The organism is Nocardioides sp. NPDC023903 (assembly GCF_040639295.1).
Classification (GTDB): domain Bacteria; phylum Actinomycetota; class Actinomycetes; order Propionibacteriales; family Nocardioidaceae; genus Nocardioides.
Window position 1 is genome coordinate 56403 of the sequence record NZ_JBEZZS010000024.1, and the last position, 18173, is coordinate 74575.

The 18173-nt window shown below is 69.3% G+C and carries 14 protein-coding genes; 9 read left to right on the forward strand and 5 right to left on the reverse strand.

What is annotated here, in order from left to right:
• Window positions 1-266: 266 nt before the first annotated feature.
• Window positions 267-2399 carry a PhoX family phosphatase gene (locus AB0F44_RS21635; protein ID WP_357358747.1) on the forward strand — a complete coding sequence of 711 codons (2133 nt, stop codon included), beginning with the start codon at window positions 267-269 and terminating at the stop codon, window positions 2397-2399.
• Between the two features lie 57 nt (window positions 2400-2456).
• Here AB0F44_RS21635 and purM read toward each other — a convergent pair whose 3' ends face one another.
• Both purM and purF read right to left on the reverse strand, forming a co-directional pair.
• On the reverse strand, window positions 2457-3524 hold the full coding sequence (gene purM / locus AB0F44_RS21640; RefSeq protein WP_357358748.1) for a phosphoribosylformylglycinamidine cyclo-ligase: 1068 nt from the start codon (window positions 3522-3524) through the stop codon (window positions 2457-2459).
• A gap of 14 nt (window positions 3525-3538) precedes the next feature.
• Window positions 3539-5056 (reverse strand): amidophosphoribosyltransferase, encoded by a 1518-nt coding sequence (gene purF, locus AB0F44_RS21645; RefSeq protein WP_355019599.1) that lies wholly within the window; start codon window positions 5054-5056, stop codon window positions 3539-3541.
• 290 nt (window positions 5057-5346) lie between these two features.
• Here purF and AB0F44_RS21650 point away from each other — a divergent pair, with 290 nt between their 5' ends.
• From AB0F44_RS21650 to AB0F44_RS21660, 3 genes are all read left to right on the forward strand, one after another.
• Window positions 5347-7125, forward strand: a complete 1779-nt coding sequence (locus tag AB0F44_RS21650; protein WP_357358749.1) for a HAMP domain-containing sensor histidine kinase — start codon at window positions 5347-5349, stop codon at window positions 7123-7125.
• 47 nt (window positions 7126-7172) lie between these two features.
• Entirely contained in the window at window positions 7173-9017 is a 1845-nt protein-coding gene (locus tag AB0F44_RS21655; protein WP_357358750.1) for a HAMP domain-containing sensor histidine kinase, read from the forward strand.
• A 209-nt stretch (window positions 9018-9226) separates the two neighbouring features.
• The gene (locus tag AB0F44_RS21660; protein ID WP_357358751.1) at window positions 9227-10960 is read left to right on the forward strand and encodes an ATP-binding protein; all 1734 of its coding nucleotides are present in this window, start codon (window positions 9227-9229) and stop codon (window positions 10958-10960) included.
• A 161-nt stretch (window positions 10961-11121) separates the two neighbouring features.
• Here the strand turns inward: AB0F44_RS21660 and AB0F44_RS21665 are convergent, their stop codons facing one another.
• Both AB0F44_RS21665 and AB0F44_RS21670 read right to left on the reverse strand, forming a co-directional pair.
• Window positions 11122-12486, reverse strand: a complete 1365-nt coding sequence (locus AB0F44_RS21665; RefSeq protein ID WP_357358752.1) for a dipeptidase — start codon at window positions 12484-12486, stop codon at window positions 11122-11124.
• Between the two features lie 9 nt (window positions 12487-12495).
• Window positions 12496-12852, reverse strand: a complete 357-nt coding sequence (locus AB0F44_RS21670) for a sterol carrier family protein (protein WP_357358753.1) — start codon at window positions 12850-12852, stop codon at window positions 12496-12498.
• Between the two features lie 226 nt (window positions 12853-13078).
• On the opposite strand from AB0F44_RS21670, the gene AB0F44_RS21675 reads away from it, so the two are divergent.
• The 3 genes from AB0F44_RS21675 to AB0F44_RS21685 are packed head-to-tail and all read left to right on the forward strand — an operon-like array spanning window position 13079 to window position 15151.
• The gene (locus AB0F44_RS21675; RefSeq protein ID WP_357358754.1) at window positions 13079-13804 is read left to right on the forward strand and encodes a hypothetical protein; all 726 of its coding nucleotides are present in this window, start codon (window positions 13079-13081) and stop codon (window positions 13802-13804) included.
• 10 nt (window positions 13805-13814) lie between these two features.
• Window positions 13815-14591, forward strand: a complete 777-nt coding sequence (locus AB0F44_RS21680; RefSeq protein WP_357358755.1) for a serine hydrolase — start codon at window positions 13815-13817, stop codon at window positions 14589-14591.
• A gap of 8 nt (window positions 14592-14599) precedes the next feature.
• Entirely contained in the window at window positions 14600-15151 is a 552-nt protein-coding gene (locus tag AB0F44_RS21685; RefSeq protein WP_357358756.1) for a GNAT family protein, read from the forward strand.
• On the opposite strand, the gene AB0F44_RS21690 is transcribed toward AB0F44_RS21685, so the two are convergent.
• On the reverse strand, window positions 15131-16087 hold the full coding sequence (locus tag AB0F44_RS21690; protein WP_357358757.1) for a YafY family protein: 957 nt from the start codon (window positions 16085-16087) through the stop codon (window positions 15131-15133). The two genes, AB0F44_RS21685 and AB0F44_RS21690, sit on opposite strands and share 21 nt — an antisense overlap.
• A 213-nt stretch (window positions 16088-16300) precedes the next feature.
• On the opposite strand from AB0F44_RS21690, the gene AB0F44_RS21695 reads away from it, so the two are divergent.
• Together AB0F44_RS21695 and AB0F44_RS21700 are read left to right on the forward strand one after the other, a co-directional pair.
• On the forward strand, window positions 16301-17323 hold the full coding sequence (locus tag AB0F44_RS21695; RefSeq protein ID WP_357358758.1) for an ATP-binding cassette domain-containing protein: 1023 nt from the start codon (window positions 16301-16303) through the stop codon (window positions 17321-17323).
• Entirely contained in the window at window positions 17320-18126 is an 807-nt protein-coding gene (locus AB0F44_RS21700; protein WP_357358759.1) for an ABC transporter permease, read from the forward strand. Before AB0F44_RS21695 ends, AB0F44_RS21700 begins: the two co-directional genes overlap by 4 nt.
• Window positions 18127-18173 lie beyond the last annotated feature (47 nt).

Sequence of the window (18173 nt, forward strand, 5' to 3'; positions counted from 1 at the left end):
CTTGGCCGGGATAGTCCCGGGCTGTTCACAGGTTTCTCGTAGGGATAACGCTACCGGTTCATGCCAAGAATCCGCACGCCGGGGTGTCGAAAATCCGTTCGCTAGGAGCGAATGTTACTGAGGTCACACGAATCTGAGCCTGATGACTCGTCATTCGCCGTTCACCCTGACGACAGATTGAGGGGCCAGACGGTTGTCTCGCTGCGCATAGCCTCCCTTCCGATTCTTGGGAGACCTGACAACAACGCGTCTTGAACGGAAATGCAGTGACCGAACTGAGCGACATCCAGACCGACACCGCCTGTCCCTCGTGCAGCGACGAGGCAGCGCCCGCCGTCACCGACGGCCGGCGCTCCATGTTGTCCCTGCTTCCCATGGCCGGACACACGCGCGGCAAGCGCAGCGCGGTGACTTGCGCCCTCAAGTGCGACAGCGCTTGCGCCAAGCCCGCGCCCAACACCTCCGACAACGGCTACTTCCGTGACATCGCCGGCAAGGCGCTCAGCCGCCGCCACGCGCTCGGCCTCGCCGGTGCGGGCGCTGTTGCTCTCGCGGTCGGCAGCAGCGGCCTGGCGGCCGCCGCCAGCCCCGTCCAGGCGGGTCTCGCCGCCGGCCGCGGCCACGGCGGGCGTACGAACCTGCCGTTCAAGGCGATCACGCCGGTCGCTGCCACCGAGGACACCTTCGTGGTGCCGCAGGGCTACACCTGGGAGCCGATCATCCGCTGGGGCGACCCGATCCTGCCCGGCGGCGTTCCGTTCGACGTCAACAGCCAGACCGCCGAGAAGCAGGCGCTCGCCTGGGGCTACAACAACGACTACACCGACGTCATCGTGACCAACAAGGCCGGCACCAAGGGCCTGCTGTGCTGCAACCACGAGTACGTCAACGCCGACATCATGTTCCCGCCGGACCTCGACGCCACCGAGCAGCTCAAGATCGCGATGGCCGCCCACGGTTTCGGGATCGTCGAGCTCGAGCGCTCCGCGCCGGGCAAGAAGTGGAACTACGTGCCGTCGGCTCCGAGGAACCGTCGCATCACGGCCTCGACCCCGTTCGAGTTCACCGGTCCCGCGGCCGGCAGCGACCTGCTCAAGACCGCGGCCGACCCGACCGGCACCGTCGCGCTGGGCACCATCGGCAACTGCGCCGGCGGCACCACGCCCTGGGGCACGATCCTGTCGGGCGAGGAGAACTTCAACGGCTACTTCCGGGCCACCGGCACCTCGGCGGCGGAGAAGCGCTACGGCCTGACCGATGCTGCCTCGACGTACGGCTGGGAGGCCATCGAGCCGCGCTTCGACGCGCGCTCGGCCGACTACGCCAACGAGCCGAACCGGTTCGGCTACATCGTCGAGATCGACCCGACCGACCCGACCTCGACCCCGCGCAAGCACACCATGCTCGGCCGCCTCAAGCACGAGGGCGCGAACATCGTCATCGCCGACAACGGTCACGTGGTGGCCTACACCGGCGACGACGAGCGGTTCGACTACCTCTACAAGTTCGTCTCCAAGGGCCGCTACGACAAGAACAACCGTCGTAAGAACCTCGATCTCCTCACCGAGGGCAGCCTCTACGTCGCCCGCTTCCACGGTGACTCCCCGGCCACCGAGATCGACGGCACCGGCAAGCTGCCCAGCGACGGCAAGTTCGACGGCTACGGCCAGTGGATCCCGCTCGTGGTCAACGGCCGCAGCAAGGTCTCCGGGATGAGCGTCGAGGAGGTCCTCGTCCACACGCGCCTGGCCGCCGACAAGGCCGGCGCCACCAAGATGGACCGCTGCGAGGACGTCGAGCCCTCGCCGAAGACCGGCAAGGTGTACGTCGCCTGCACCAACAACTCCCAGCGCGGCACCACCGGCAAGGCCGGCGTGGACGAGGCCAACCCGCGCAACTCCAACCGCGACGGCCACGTCATCGAGATCACCGAGGACGACGGCGACCACACCTCGCGCGTCTTCCGGTGGAACCTCATGATCGTCGCCGGCGACCCGGCCACCAACGCGTCCACCTACTTCGCGGGCTACCCGAAGGACAAGGTCTCGCCGATCTCCTGCCCGGACAACCTGGCCTTCGACTCCGAAGGCAACCTCTGGATCTCCACCGACGGCCAGCCGAGCTCGATCCAGAAGCTCGACGGGCTGTTCAAGGTTCCGCTGGAGGGTCGCGAGCGCGGCCACGTCCAGCAGTTCCTCGCGGTGCCTCGCGACGCCGAGACCTGCGGCCCGGTCATCCACGACCGCGACGGTTCGGTCTTCGTCGCCGTCCAGCACCCGGGCGAGGAGGGGACCTGGGACGCGCCGAACTCCCGCTTCCCCGACTACGTCGAGGGCACCGCCGGTGAGGGCGAGTTCGCTGGCCCGCGGCCGTCTGTCGTGCAGGTGCTCAAGGCCTGAGAACATCGAAAGGGCGCCGGAGCGATCGCTCCGGCGCCCTTTCGGCTGTCGGGTCGCTCAGGCAGTCCAGCCCGCGTACGCCCCGGTGAGCTCGACCTTGCCGCCGGGGGTGGCGGTGACCTCACCGGCGGCCCAGGCGCGGATGTCGTAGCCAGCGAGGATGCGTACGGCCTCGTCGACGTCCTCGGGGTCGATCAGCGCGACCATGCCGACGCCGCAGTTGAGGGTCATCTCCAGGTCCTGCAGGGCCACGGAGCCGGTGCGGCGGACGAGGTCGAAGACGGGCGCCGGGGTCCAGGTGGTGCGGTCGATGCGCGCGGAGAGCTCCGGCGGCATGACCCGCTCCAGGTTGGCGGCGAGGCCGCCCCCGGTGACGTGGGACATGGCGTGGGTCCGGGTGCCACGGGCCAGGTCCAGACACGCCTTGGCGTAGACGCGGGTCGGGGTGAGGAGCTCCTCGCCGAGCGTACGGCCGAACTCGGCGACCTCCGCGTCGAGCGTGTAGGCGCCGGAGTTGAGCAGCACGTGGCGGACCAGGGAGAAGCCGTTGGAGTGCAGGCCGGAGGCCTCCATGGCGAGGACGACATCGCCCGCCTTGACCAGGTTCGCACCGAGCAGGTTGTCGGCCTCGACGACGCCCGTGGCCGCGCCGGCCACGTCGTACTCGTCGGCCCCGAGCAGCCCCGGGTGCTCCGCGGTCTCGCCACCGACCAGCGCACAGCCGGCCTCGACACAGGCCTCCGCGATGCCCTTGACGATGGCCGCGACCCGCTCCGGGATGACCTTTCCGGTGGCGATGTAGTCGGTCATGAACAGCGGCTCGGCGCCGCAGACGACCAGGTCGTCGACGACCATGCCGACCAGGTCGAACCCGATCGTGTCGTGCTTGTCCAGCGCCTGCGCGATCGCGACCTTGGTGCCGACACCGTCGGTGGAGGTGGCCAGCAGCGGGCGCTCGTACGCCTTCAGGGCACTCGCGTCGAAGAGACCCGCGAACCCGCCGACCCCGCCGAGAACCTCGGGGCGCCGGGACTTCTCGATCCAGACCTTCATCAGATCCACGGCGCGGTCGCCGGCGTGGATGTCGACACCTGCTGCGGCGTACGCGTTCTGGCTCTGGCTCACTGGTGGATCTCCGATCACGGGTTGTTCAGGACCGGAAGGGCCTTGCCCTCGGTCGGGGACTGCAGCGAGACCTCGAGGAGGTGCTTGCCGAGCATGCTCTCGTCGGGCAGCTCTACGGGGTATTCGCCGGTGAAGCAGGCCGTGCAGAGCGCGGTGCGCTCCTGGCGGGTCGCCGAGATCATCCCGTCGAGGGAGATGTATCCGAGCGAGTCCGCACCGACCGAAGCGGCGATCTCGTCGACGGAGAGACCGTTGGCGATCAGCTCGGCGCGGGTGGCGAAGTCGATGCCGTAGAAGCACGGCCACTTGACGGGCGGCGACGAGATCCGCACGTGGACCTCCAGGGCGCCTGCCTCGCGCAGCATCCGCACCTGGGCACGCTGGGTGTTGCCGCGCACGATCGAGTCGTCGACCACGACGACCTTCTTGCCGCGCACCATGTGCTCGAGCACGTTCAGCTTGAGCCGGATGCCGAGCTGGCGCAGGGTCTGGGAGGGCTGGATGAAGGTGCGCCCCACGTAGCCGTTCTTCACGAACGCCTGGCCGAAGGGCAGGCCGCTCTCCAGCGCGTAGCCGGTCGCGGCGGGGATGCCGGACTCGGGCACCGGGATGACCAGATCGGCGTCGACCGGGAACTCGCGAGCCAGCTCGCGGCCCATCTCGACGCGAGACTCGTGGACGTTGCGGCCGGCGATGTTGGCGTCGGGGCGGGCCAGGTAGACGTACTCGAAGACGCAGCCCTTGCGGTCCGCCTCGGCGAACCGCACCGAGCGCAGGCCGGACTCGTCGATGATGATCATCTCGCCCGGCTCGACCTCGCGGACCACGCTCGCGCCGACGGTGGCCAGCGCGGCGTCCTCGGACGCGATCACCCAGCCTCGGTCGAGGCGACCGAGCACGAGCGGGCGGATGCCCTGCGGGTCACGCGCGGCGAACAGGGTGTCCTCGTTCATCCACACCAGTGAGAAGGCGCCGTTGATCGTCGGCAGCACCTCCAGCGCGCGCGCCTCCAGCGAGGAGTCGGGGTGGAAGGCGAGCAGCTCGGTGAGCAGCGAGGTGTCGTTGGTCGAGACCGGGGCGTGGCGGCCCTCGGAGTGCTCGGGCAGCGCCTCGACGGCCGAGCGCATCTCGGCGACGTTGATCAGGTTGCCGTTGTGGCCGAGGGCGACGGAGCCGTCGGGCGTCGGCTTGAAGATCGGCTGCGCGTTCTCCCACACCGAGGCGCCGGTGGTGGAGTAACGGGCGTGGCCGATGGCGACGTGGCCCTTGAGCGACTCGAGGGTCGGCTCGTCGAAGACCTGGCTGACCAGGCCCATGTCCTTGTAGACGAGGATCTGGCGTCCGTTGCTGACCGCGATACCCGCCGACTCCTGGCCACGGTGCTGCAGCGCGTACAGGCCGAAGTACGTCAGCTTCGCGACGTCCTCGCCCGGCGCCCACACACCGAAGACACCGCAGTGGTCCTGGGGACCCTGGTCGTGGGGGTCGAGGGCGGCGGTGAGCCGGCCGTCGCCACCCTTGCGTCGGGACACGTGCCTACCTGAGCTGGTGAGGTTGACCACGGCATCGAGTGTAAGGGCGTACGCAGGCGATCACCGAACCCTTGACAGTCCTGTAAGGGTGGTCACATGAACGTCTCGGAATCATGAATGTAAAGAACGATCCACGTCTGCCCTACCGCCCGGGACCGACATCCCGGATAATCGATCCGATGACTTCTCCAGCGCCCAAGCCCGCCGGCGGTCACCGACTGACGGTGCCACCGGGATTCGCCCCACCACCGTTGGGCGGGAAACGCGCCAGAAGCGACCTCACCACAACGATGACCACGATCACCACCGATCTGGCAGAGATCGGTGGTCTGCTCACCCCTGGTGAGGATCTCTCCGACCTCCAGCTCATCGCCGACAGCCTGACCGCGCTGGCGGGCTTCGAGATGGCCACGATCAGCGTCGCGCGCGCCGACGGCCACCTCCACATGGTGGTCGTCTCGGGCCAGGACTCCGCCCGCGCCGACCTGCTCGGCACCGTGACCCCGATCGAACGGCTCGAGGCCGAGCTCGCCCGGGCCGATGACTGGGGCATCTTCAAGTTCGTACCGGCGGAGCGGCTCGACCCGACCGCCGATGTGTACGGCTGGATCCCGACGATGACGACGGTCGACGCCGCCGGCGCCTGGAATCCGCTCGACCTGCTGGTCGCGCCGCTGCGCGACGACGCCGGCAAGCTCCGCGGGACCCTGATCGTCGACGTACCGACCGACGGCCTCCGCCCCAACCCGGAGAAGCGCGCCGTGCTCGGCCGCCACGCGGTGCAGGCGCAGCGCGCCATCCTGCTCGCCCTGGAGCGTGAGGAGCTCTCCGAGCAGGTACGCCTCGCCGAGGCCGCCCGCGACGTGATCCGTCGCGCCGGGCGCGAGCTGGACCCCGACGAGATCCTCAACTCGCTGAGCACCGGGCTGGTCGACGTGCTCGACCTGACCGACTTCTGGCTGCACATGTCCAAGCCGGGCGGCCGCGGCATCCGCACCAAGGTCTACCGGGAGGACTTCAAGCTCCCGATCGAGGACCTGACCAGCCCGTTCATGGTCGACTACGGGCAATACCTCTGGGACCAGCGCAGCATCACCGTGCAGACCCCCGACGGCGCCGAGCGGCTCCCCCACCCCGACCCGGAGACGCAGCAGCTGATCACCGAGTGGATCCGCCACTACAAGGTCGGCTCGATCGTCGGGGTCCCGATCGGCTCGGGCCAGACGTGGTACGGCGCGATGCTCCTCGGCCGCGGTCCCGAAAAGCCCCACTGGAGCGAGCTCGAGCTGATCACCGCCGCCGACCTCGGCCGCGACTTCGGCCGCGTGGTCCACAACTCCAGGGCCTACCTGCGCCAGAAGGCGGCGGTCGACTCCCTGCGTGAGCTCGAGGCCCACAAGAGCCGGCTGATCGCGACGGTCGCCCACGAGCTGAAGAACCCGCTCTCCGCGTTCCGGTGGAACATCGAGTCGCTGCCCTACGCGGAGTCCGAGGAGGAGTACGCCGAGGTGCTGACCGCACTGACGCGCAACCGCGACCGCACCGAGAAGATCGTGGCCGACCTGGCGATGCTGTCGAAGGTCTCCGACCCCGACCACCTGCCGACGACGGTGCCGATCCAGGTCGCGCCCGTGCTCGAGGAGGTCCACAGCCAGCTCAGCGCCGAGATGCCCACCAGCGACGCCCACGAGCTCGTCTTCGAGATGCCGTCCGACGACGTCTACGTGACCCTGGCTCCGGGCGATCTGGACCGGGTGGTGATCAACCTGGTCACCAACGCGATCAAGTACAGCCCCGAGGGTGGTCAGGTCATCGTGAGCACGCGCACCAGCCCCGGCTGGTTCGAGCTCCGGGTGACCGACCACGGCCTCGGGATCTCGCCGGAGGACCAGGATCGGCTCTTCACCGAGTTCTTCCGATCGACCAACCCCACAGCCCTCAAGCAGCCGGGCACAGGCCTCGGCCTGACGATCGTGTCTCGAATCGTCAGTCGCCGCGGCGGACTGATATCCGTCGACTCGACCCCTGGTGTGGGAAGCACATTCCGTGTGACGCTTCCCATTGTTTAACCTTACGCACCGGTAACGGGTTGCATTTCCATCTCGGCGGAGAACTCATGACCAGTACGCCCTCAGAGGGTCCGGACGCGCCAAGCGGCGCCTCCGAGGCGTACCCGAGCCCTGATCCCGGTCTGCAGCTGATCGCCGAGGGGGTCACCGAGCTCGTCGGCTTCGGCGCCGCCGTCATCAACATCCGCCGCGGGGACGAGTTCGAGATCGTCGCCGCCTACGGCGACGAGACCGGCCACACCGTCGAGGGCGAGATGACAGTCGCCGAGATGCTCGGCACCCGGTTCCCGGTCTCGGTGGTCACCGACCTGCTGGACATGTCCGTGGACTGGGGCGACATCAAGTTCGTCCCGCACGAGAAGAACACCATCGGTGACGCGGAGGGCTACTGGGTCCCCGACACCGACGAGGACATCCTGAAGGACCCGCAGGACTGGCACCGGCTCGACGAGCTGCTGGCGCCGTTCTACGACGAGAACGGCGAGCTCGTCGGCGTACTGTCGATCGACCGTCCGACCAACGGCCGCAGGCCCGGCCGGCGCCAGCAGCGGATCCTCAACCGGTTCGCCCGCCAGGCGCGGCGAGCGGTGCTGCTGAGCCTGCAGCGCGAATACCTCGAGGAGCGGGCCAACAACCTGCTCGAGGCGCAGAGCTTCCTGCGCGAGGCCAACTCCCAGCTCGGTTTCACCGGGGTGCTCGAAGCCACCCAGGAGGCGATGAGCCGCGGTCTCGACGCCGACGGTCTCTACGTGCAGGCCCAGGACGGCGAGGGTGGGTCCGTGGTCTATGCCTCGCCCGGCCTCAGGTGGAACGCCACCGAGACCGGCAACATCGCCGCAGGACAGGCCTACCAGGCAACCCGGCTGTGGAACGAGGGCCAGCACGCGATCGTCAACCGCGAGCTGCTCCGGCACACGCTGCACCACGGCGATGCGGAGCAGAAGAAGTTCGCCAAGATCGGCCTCGAGTTCCTGGACGCGGTCGAGGCCGACTCGCTCCTGGTCGTGCCGATCGGCGTCGAGACCACCGCGCTGGGCCACCTCGTGCTGCTGCGAGGTGCCGGACGGCCGCGCTGGACCGACGCCGAAGGGCGCCTCGCGATGGAGTTCGGTCGCGACTTCGGGCGCATCGTGCTCACCTCCAACGCCTATACCCAGGAGCGTGACCTCGCCCAGCGGCTCGCCACCGCCGACAAGGTGCACAGCCGGCTCATCGAGGCCGTCGCGCAGGAGCTGCACAACCCGCTCACCGCCCTCACCACCGGCATCGACGCGATGCGTCACGAGGACCGCGGATCGCCGACCTGGTTCCAGCAGGTCGGCAACCTGATCAGCCGGTCCGACCAGCTGGTCGCGATGGTCGACGACCTGCTGCTGTTCTCCCGCTTCTCCGACCCCTCGTCGCGGCCGTCCTTGACCCACGTCGACCTGACCTCTCTCCTGCAGGAGATCTTCGAGCAGAGGACGTACGAGTCCGAGAAGCGTGGCATCGAGGTGAGCATCGACGTGCCCCCGCGCAGCGTCTACGTGCTGGGCGACCGCAGCGAGATCAAGGCGGCGATCCTCCGGCTGGTCGACAACGCGCTGGTCTACACCCACCGCGGCGGCCACGTACGGCTCTACATCGTGGAGAGCGCGAGCGAGGCGGCCATCTCGGTGACCGACAACGGCGTCGGCATCCCCGCGGCCGAGCAGATCCAGGTCTTCACCGAGTTCTACCGCGGGTCCAGCCAGGCGATCGGCGGCCGGAAGGGCGTGGGCCTCGGTCTCAGCATCGTCGACCGGGTCGCGCGCCGCCACGACGGCCGCGTCACGTTGCGCTCGGAGCCCGGCACCGGCACCCGCGTCTCCCTCGTCCTTCCGCTGGCCAACGACGCCACCTCGCTTGGTTAACCAACGGTCACAATCTGGTCGAGACGGACGTCTACGGCTGCACAGCTCGCGCGTTTCGTGCAACACTCCGTGGTGCCCAGGTCCTCAGGACTGCCACGCAGTTGCAACACCCTCCCTGACCGACCTACCCGAGAGCAAGGATGCCCCCACCACAGTCAGTCGATGCCCTCGACGTGCCTACGAGCACGCCGAGCAGGACGTCGCTGCCGGTGGCAGATCCCGCTCTCCAGATGATCTCCGAGGGCATTTGCGAGCTGCTCGGCTTCGGCATCTCCGCGATCAACGTGGTCCGTGGCGACGAGCTCGAGGTGGTCGCGGTCCACGGCTTCACCAGCGGCCTGAACGCGCACGGGCGACGGCAGACGGCCGAGGAGATCCTCGGCACCCGGTGGGCCCTCTCCGACCTGCGTGACAACCTCTCCCGCGGCGAGAACTGGGGCTCCTGGCGATTCATCCCCCAGGAGCGGGTGAACCTTCACGAGGGCAGCTGGGTCTCCACCACCAACATGATCGACGCCGACGACGCCTGGCACCCCCACGACATGCTGATCGCGCCGATCCTCGGCGACGACGGCTCCATCCAGGGCTGCCTCTCGGTCGACATGCCGGTCAGCGGCCGCCGGCCCGACTTCACCCAGCGTCGAGTGCTCAACCGGTTCGCGAAGCGTGCCCAGCGGGTCGTACGCGGCTACCTCGAGCGTGAGCGGCTCTACGAGCGCGCCGCGAACCTCGAGACCGCCAAGGAGTTCCTGCGCGACGCCAGCTCCAAGCTGAGCCTCGCCGACGTGCTCGACGCCAGCCACGACGCGCTGATCCGCGGCCTGGGTGCCGACGGGATCTGGATGGCGACCAAAGGCCCCCACAACGAGATGATCGTGCACGCGACCCCGGGCCTCAACTGGGATCCCGACCCCGGCCTGGCCGCGCTCACCTCGAGAAACACCTCCCGATACTGGGCGGAGGGCACCTACTCGATCCTGTGCCGCGAGCGGATCCCAAACTCCTCGGAGTGGAGCGAGCAGGCCGACATCGCCAACAAGTTCTTCGAGACCCTGGGCGCGGAGAGCGCTCTGGTCGTACCGGTCGGCGCCGACCACGAGTGGCTCGGCCACATCGTCCTGCTCCGCTCGCCCGGACGGCCCACCTGGACCGACGCGGAGGGCCGGCTGGCGATGGAGCTCGGCCGCGACTTCGGACGCATCGTGCTCACCGCCAACGCCTACACGCAGGAGCGCGACCTCGCCCAGCAGCTCGCCCTCGCCGACCGCGAACGCAACCGGCTGATCGAGGCCGTCGCCCGCGAGCTCCGGATCCCGGTGAACGCGCTCGGCACCTCGCTGAACGCCTTGGCCGGCGAACACGTGAACACCCTGCCGTGGATCGTCCAGGTGGAGACGCTGACCGTACGCAGCGCCCAGATCGAGGGCATCGTCAGCGACCTGCTGCTCCTCTCCCGGATCCGCGACCCAGCCAACGCTCCCGGCGAGACCACCATCGAGGTCTCCGAGATGCTCGACGACGTGCTCGACGAGCTCGATCCCGACGCCGCTCAGAAGGACATCGAGTGCGTCCTGACGACCCCGACCGGGCCTGCGTACGTCGTCGGTGACCCGCGCGAGCTGCGCGCGGCCTTCCTGCATCTGGTGAAGAACGCGCTGACCTACAGCTACCGGGGCTCGCGGGTGCAGGTGATGCTCTACAGCGCCGGCAGCGAGGTCACGATCATCGTCGCCGACGCCGGTGTCGGCATCGCCTACGAGGAGCAGCCGGAGGTCTTCGACCCGTTCTACCGAGGCTCCAACTCCGCGCTGGGTGGTTCGCGCGGAGCTGGGCTCGGGCTGACGCTGGTCGAGCAGATCACCAAGCGCCACCACGGGTTGGTCGAGCTCGACTCACGCCCTGGTGAGGGCACCCGGGTGGCGCTGACGCTGCCTGGGAGCTAGGGGCTGTTTCGGAATGTGGCGCCGAGCGCCGCGTCGTCCAGCGCGTGCTCTCGCAAGGCGCCGCCTCGAAGGCATACCGGGCGTCTGTCGAGAGGCGGCAACGCCGCGAGAGTGCGTGCTGGGCGGCGCGGCGCCGGCGCCTCCACATTCCGAAACAGGCCCTAAGAGCTTCCCAGCTTCTGGAGCAGCAGCGCCTCGGCGACGACGACCCTCCGGAACTCGGCCAGGTGAAGCCCCTCGTTGGCGCCGTGGGCGCGGGTGTCGGGGTCCTCGACGCCCGTGACCAGCACGCTGGCCTGCGGGAACGCCTCGAGGAACTCCGCGATGAACGGGATCGAACCGCCCACGCCCATGTCGATCGGGGCGGTGCCGTCCCAGGCCTCGGTGAAGGCGGCACGCGCCGCGTCGTAGGCCGGGCCGGTCGCGTCCAGGGCGATCGGCTCACCGGTGTCGACGACCTTGGTGGTCAGCTCGGCGCCCCACGGGACGTGCTTCTCCAGGTGCTTGGTGAGCGCCGCGACGGCGTTCTCGCCGGTGTCGCCGGGGGCGATCCGGATGGTGACCTTGGCGCGCGCGGTCGGGGACAGCGTGTTGGAGGCGCCGTCGACCTTGGGGGCGTCCAGACCGGTGATCGTGATCGCCGGCTGCGTCCACATCCGCTCGACGGCGCTGCCCTTGCCGACCCACTGCAGGCCGGCGAGGGCCCCGGACTCGGCACGGAGCCGCTCCTCGGGGTAGTCGACGTCGGCCGCCGGACCGGAGACGAGCCCCTCCACGGCGGGAGCACCGTCCTCGTCCCAGAGGGAGTTGAGGAGGCGTACGAGGGCCATGATCGCGTCGGGGGCCAGACCGCCCCACATGCCGGAGTGGACCGCGTGACCCAGGGTGCGGAGCTCGACGTCGACGCGGATGAGGCCACGCAGCGAGGTCGTCAGCGCCGGGACGCCGATGTCCCAGTTGCCGGAGTCGGCGATGACGATGACGTCGGCGCGCAGCTTGTCCTGGTACTTCCCGAGCAGCTCGGGGAGCGTCGCGGAGGCGACCTCCTCCTCGCCCTCGATGAAGAGGCGCACGGTGACGGGGAGGTCACCGTTCTCGTCGAGGCTGGCCAGCGCCCGGACCGCGCCGATGTGGGCTGCGATGCCGGCCTTGTCGTCGGCCGCACCGCGCCCGTAGAGCCGGTCGCCGACCTCGGTGGGCTCGAACGGCGGGGTGTCCCAGTCGGCGTGGTCATTCTCCGGCTGGACGTCGTGGTGGGCGTAGAGCAGCACGGTCGGGGCGCCCTCGGGGCCCTTCTTCTCACCGACGATGGCCGGCGGGGCGCCGTCGAAGGCGCGCACGATCTCCACGTCGAAGCCCTCGGCCGCGAAGAGGTCGCGGGTCATCTCCGCACTCTTCTCGACCTCGCTCAGGCGCTCCGGGTCCGCACTCACGGACTCGATCCGCACCAGGTCCTCGAGGTCCTTGCGGATCGCGGGGAAGAGGTCGTCTACACGGGCCTTGATGTCTTCGGTGGAGTGGCTCATAGGGCGAGATTACAAGGGCAGGTACGCGGACAGGTCGGTGCGTTCTCCTGAGGCCCTGACCCTGGCCTGATCGACGGCATCGGACCAGGTCATCGCCCCGGTGGCGAGGGCGATCCAGGTGACCGCGTCGGTCTCGATCACCGCCGGCGGAGTGCCGCGGGTGTGCCGGACACCTTCGACGCACTGCACCGCGGCGTACGGCGGGACGCGCACCTCGACGCTCCTGCCCGGCGCGCGCTCCTCGAGCACGGCGAGGAAGTGCTTGGTCAGCAGCCGCAGGTCGGCCTTGGCGGGCTCCTCGGCGCGTACGCGCTCCAGGGCTTCGGCCACATCGGCAGCGGCCGCGGGCTTGAGTCGAGCTGGCACGTCCTCACCTTAGAGGTTCCGCGGGTAGCGGGGGCCGTCGCGAGCGTCGCGAGACGCGTACTCTCGCAAGGCGCCGACTCGAAGGCGGTCTGGTTGCACCGTCGAGAGGCGGCAACGCCGCGAGAGTGCGCGTATCGCGGCGCGCAGCAGGTCGCCGCTACCCGCGGAACCTCTTTCTTTGGCAGTTGCCCACCGCGGCGGCGCGCGACCACTACGCTCCGTTGACGTGGGACTGGAGAGACTCGAGTCGGAGATGGTGCTCAAGACCGTCGAGACGCTGCACGGACGGATCGCGGCACGCTTCCCCGACCGGGGCCTGGTGAAGGTCGCCGAGGAGCTGGCCGGCCTGATCAGGGAGTCCTCGGGTGCCGGGGACCGGCTCCGGCAACGGCTGGTGTGGACGCGCGCGGTCTCCCGCGTGCTGATCCTGGCCGTCCTCGCTCTGACGCTGGCCGCCATCATCTGGGGCCTCGCGACGGCGTTCGGCGACGAGACGCTCACCGGCGTCCAGTGGCTGCCGCTGATGGAGAGCACCGTCAACGACCTCATCTTCGCCGCGGTCGCGGTCTTCTTCCTCTACACGATCCCGGAGCGGCTGCTGCGGTCGCGGGCGCTGAAGCTGCTGCACCGGCTGCGCTCGCTGGCCCACATCATCGACATGCACCAGCTCACCAAGGACCCGGAGCGGCTGCGTACGGGATTCACGCCGACCTCGGCCAGCGTCCGGCTCACCCTCGATGCCGACCAGCTGATCCACTACCTGGAGTACTGCTCCGAGCTGCTCAGCCTCGTCGGCAAGACGGCCGCGCTGTGTGCCGAGGACTCCCAGGACAACGTCGTCCTGGACACGGTCAGCACCGTCGAGGGACTCACCGTCGACCTCTCCCGCAAGATCTGGCAGAAGATCCAGGTGGTCGGCGAGCTGCGCGAGGAGCAGTCCTCGATCTCCTAGGCTCCGTCGCATGAGTTCACGGACGGAATGGTCGATCCTCGCGGTCGACACCGGCTCCGGTGAGACCCTCGTCGAGTCCGCCCCGGACCTGCTGCTGCCGACGGCCAGCGTCGCCAAGATCTTCCTGCTGCACCACCTCGCCGAGCTGCTCGACGACGATCCGTCGCTGGGAGAGCTGATGCTGCGCAAGGACAGCGTCGCGCCGGTCGCCGACAGCGGCCTGTGGCAGTACCTCGACGCCCCCGCGCTGACCCTGAACGACTGCGCCCGGCTGGTCGGCGCGGTATCGGACAACCTGGCCACCAACGTGCTCCTCGGCCATGTCGGCCTCGCTCCGGTCCAGGCCGTCGCGCGGCGGCTGGCCGCGGGCGGGTCCATGTTGAACGACTCGGTCCGGGACATACGCAGGCCCGAGGACCCGCCGATGCTCTCCGTCGGCTGTGCCGCCGACTGGGTCGCCTACTTCCGTACGCCGCACCCCACCGTCATGTCCTGGCTGGCGCCGTCCACGGACCTGTCCATGGTCTCCGCCGCCTTCGGCCTGGACCCGCTGGCCCACACCGAACAGGACAAGGACCTGCGGGTGTGGAGCAAGACCGGCACCGACGACGGCGTCCGCGCGGAGGTCGGCCTGCTCGACGTCGGTGGCCGGCAGGCGGCGTACGCGGTCATCTGCCGTTTCCAGGGTGAGGTCATCCCGGTGCTGGCTCAGATGAGGGCGTACGGCACTCTGATCCTGGATGCGTTGCAGGACGGCGACGCTCCAGGTCCCGGTCCGGCACGGTAGGAGATCAGTTGTTCAGCATCGACCTCGGGAACGGCGCGGAGATGGTCCTGCGTGACCGATCGACCGACTTCGCCGTCCACAAGCTCATCAACGCCAACCTCGACCACCTCCGCGAGTGGGAGCCGTGGGCTCACGGGCAGCAGACCATGCTCAGCGTCGCCGGGTTCGGCACCTACCTGCTGGGCCAGTGGGTCAAGGGCGAGGCGGTCCCGTGCGTCATCCGCCAGGACGGCCAGGTCGCCGGCGCCACGACCGCGCGGATCAACCTCTACGAGAAGTCGGCCACGATCGGCTACTGGCTGGGCGAGGCCTACGAGGGCCGTGGCCTGATCGCCCGGGCCGTCTCGGCGCTGCTGGACACGCTCTTCAACGAGTACGACATCGCCCGGGCGATCATCGACACCTCGGTCATGAACAAGCGCAGCCGTGCGGTCGCCGAGCGTCTCGGGTTCACTCACGAGGGCACCATGCGCGGCGCGCAGGCCTATCCGGGCGAGCGCCGGGACCTGGTGGTCTACGGACTCCTGCGCGAGGAGTGGCTAGGGCGCGACCGCGCCTGAGCGGACGAACCGCTCCCCCGCCTGCTTGACCAGCTCGGCCAGCTCGGCGGGCTGCTCGACGGTGAAGTCGGCCTCGACACCGGCCAGGATCATCATCGGCCAGCCCAGGTCGTCGACCTGCATCCGCAGCCGGCAGCCGCCCTCGGCGGGCTCGACCTCGCCCCAGCGTCCCACCCGTTGCGCGACCACCTCGGGCTCGACGCCGAAGAGCACGCAGACGTCGTGGGCGGCCGGGCGGGAGCGGATCCCCGCCTGCACGTACGTCGCCGCATCCCCGCCCGGGATCTCCCGCGGGCGGAACACCTGGCCGGTGGTCGTCGGGTCGCTGACCCGGTCGACGCGGAAGGAGCGCCAGTCCTGACGGACCCGGTCGTAGGCGAGGAGATACCAGCGGTTGCCGAGCGTCACCAGCCGGTGGGGCTCGACGCGGCGCCGGGTCGGCTCGGCCTCGGGCGCCTGATAGGTGAACGTCAGCGCCTCGTCGTCGCGGCAGGCCTGCGCCAGGATCCCGAGCACGCCGGCGTCCAGCGGCACCCGGCCGCCCCAGGGGATGGAGTCGGTCTGCGAGGTGACCGCGTCCATCCGCCGTCGCAGCCGCGGCGGCATCAACGCGACGACCTTCCCCAGCGCCTGGGCGGAGATGTCCCCCATCCCTGCGACCATGCCGGCAGCCGCGGTGCGCAGCCCGACGGCGATCGCGACCGCCTCCTCGTCGTCGAGCAGCAGCGGCGGCAGCGCGTTGCCGGCCCGGAGCTGGTAGCCGCCGGCCACCCCTCGGGTGGCGTCCACGTCATAGCCGAGATCGCGCAGCCGCTCGATGTCGCGCCGCAGCGTACGGTCGCTGACCTCGAGGCGTACGGACAGCTCCGTGCCTGGCCAGAAACGGTGGGTCTGCAGCAGGGAGAGGAGCTGCAGCATCCGGGCGCTCGTGCTCATGAGTCTGACCATAGGCGCCATTGCGGTCAGTTCGTGGCCTGATTCCAGGCGAACCTGGATCGAGCCCGCGCGACGGTCGGCTCGCCCCCTCCTCGAGCCGACCGTCGCCGCGCTACCTGTCTCTTACCCATTCGGCGGACTTCTAAACCGCATCTCGGAAGAAACTTTCAAAAGCGGACAGAAGCTGACCGGAAGAGGTCAGAGGCTAGAGACATGACGAACCACAGCAACCAGCGGCCGGTGATCCGCACTCAGGCGCTGACCAGGCACTTCACCCGGAGCAAGAAGACCGTCGAGGCCGTACGCGGGCTCGATCTCGAGATCCACCAAGGTGAGCTCGTCGCCTTCCTCGGTCCCAACGGAGCCGGCAAGTCGACCACCTTGCGGATGCTGACCACTCTCATCCCGCCCACCTCCGGCACTGCCGAGGTCGCCGGCCATGACGTCGTACGCTCACGCGGCGCCGTTCGGCGCTCGATCGGCTACGTCGGCCAAGGCAACGCCGCCGCGTTCATCCAGCGTGGCCGCGACGAGCTGATGTCCCAGGCTCGCGCCCATGGCATCCCACGAGTCGCCGCGAAGGCGCGCATCGAGGAGCTGCTCGTGGCCTTCGACCTCCAGGAGTACGCCGACCGCCCGGTCCAGACGCTCAGCGGGGGCCAGCGGCGCCGGCTCGACATCGCGATCGGGCTGCTCAACCACCCCGAGGTGCTGTTCCTCGACGAGCCGTCGACCGGCCTCGATCCGCAGAACCGCGCCAACCTGCAGGAGCAGATCCGCCGGCTCCACGAGGACGGCACCACGATCGTGCTCACCACCCACTACCTCGAGGAGGCCGACGCACTCGCCGGGCGGGTAATCGTCATCGACCACGGCGTGGTGATCGCCGACGACACCGCCACCCGACTCAAGGAGAGGCTCGGCGACCTGGTGCTCCTCGGTTTCGGCACCGAGGCGGATGCCACGGCCGCCGCTGCCCGCGCCGAGTCGGCGCTGTCCGGTCCGACCGTCATCGAGCGTGCCGGGACGCAAGTCTCGATCCGCACGCCGCGCGGCGCCGACAGCGCGCCGGCGATGGCCATCGACCTGGCCGCCCACGGCACTCCCGCGATCCGCATGGAGGTTCACGCCCCCACCCTCGATGACGTCTTCCTCGACCTGACCGGCCGCAGCTTGCGCGAGTCGGCCCAGTCCACCACCCAGTCCGCCACCCAGACCGAAGGAGCAGCAGCATGACCACCCTCACCGTTCCGACCGCACAGGTACGGCGCACCGCGCCGGTGCCGAGCAGCCCGACCGGGTTCCTCACCGACACCTGGACCGTGCTGCTCCGCGAGCTCACACCCAAGCTGCGCCAGCCCGCCTCGATGCTCTTCGCGATGATGCAGCCGCTGGTCTTCCTGGGCCTCTTCGCGCCACTCCTGCCCGCCGTCGAGAGCGGCAGCGCGCTGCAGTGGTTCGTGCCAGGCATCGTCGTCATGACAGCACTGATGGGCGCCTCGATGACCGGCGCCGATCTGACCGCCGAGATTCGCTCCGGCTCCCACGAGCGGCTGCTGGTCTCGCCCCTGTCGCGGCCGTCACTGCTGGTCGGACGGGCCCTGAAGGAGGTCGTGCCGGTGCTGTTCCAGACGGCGGTCATCCTCGCTGTGGTGACCCCGTTCAGCTTCGACCTCCACCTCGGTGGGGTTCTCGTCGGGGCCGTCATCGTCTCGCTCTTCGCGATCGGCCTGGGTGCGCTCAGCTTCGCTCTGGCCACCGCCGCGAAGGAGCAGGACTGGGTCTTCTGGACGGTCCAGCAGATGCTGATCTTCCCCCTGCTGCTCCTCTCCGGAGTCCTCCTCCCCCTCGACGGCGCCCCCGGCTGGCTGCGGTTCCTCAGCGACATCAACCCGATGACGTACGTCGTGGAGGCGGAGCGGGCGCTCTTCGCCGGTCAGTTCCCGGCCGATGTCGTCATCGGCGGCTTCGTCGCGGCTGCGGTCGTCGCGGTGGGCGGAGTGCTCGTCGGCGTACGGACGATGGAGAGGTCGAGCTGAAGTCGGGCCAAAACCTGCTTGACCTCAAGTTCACTTTAACTTCCACA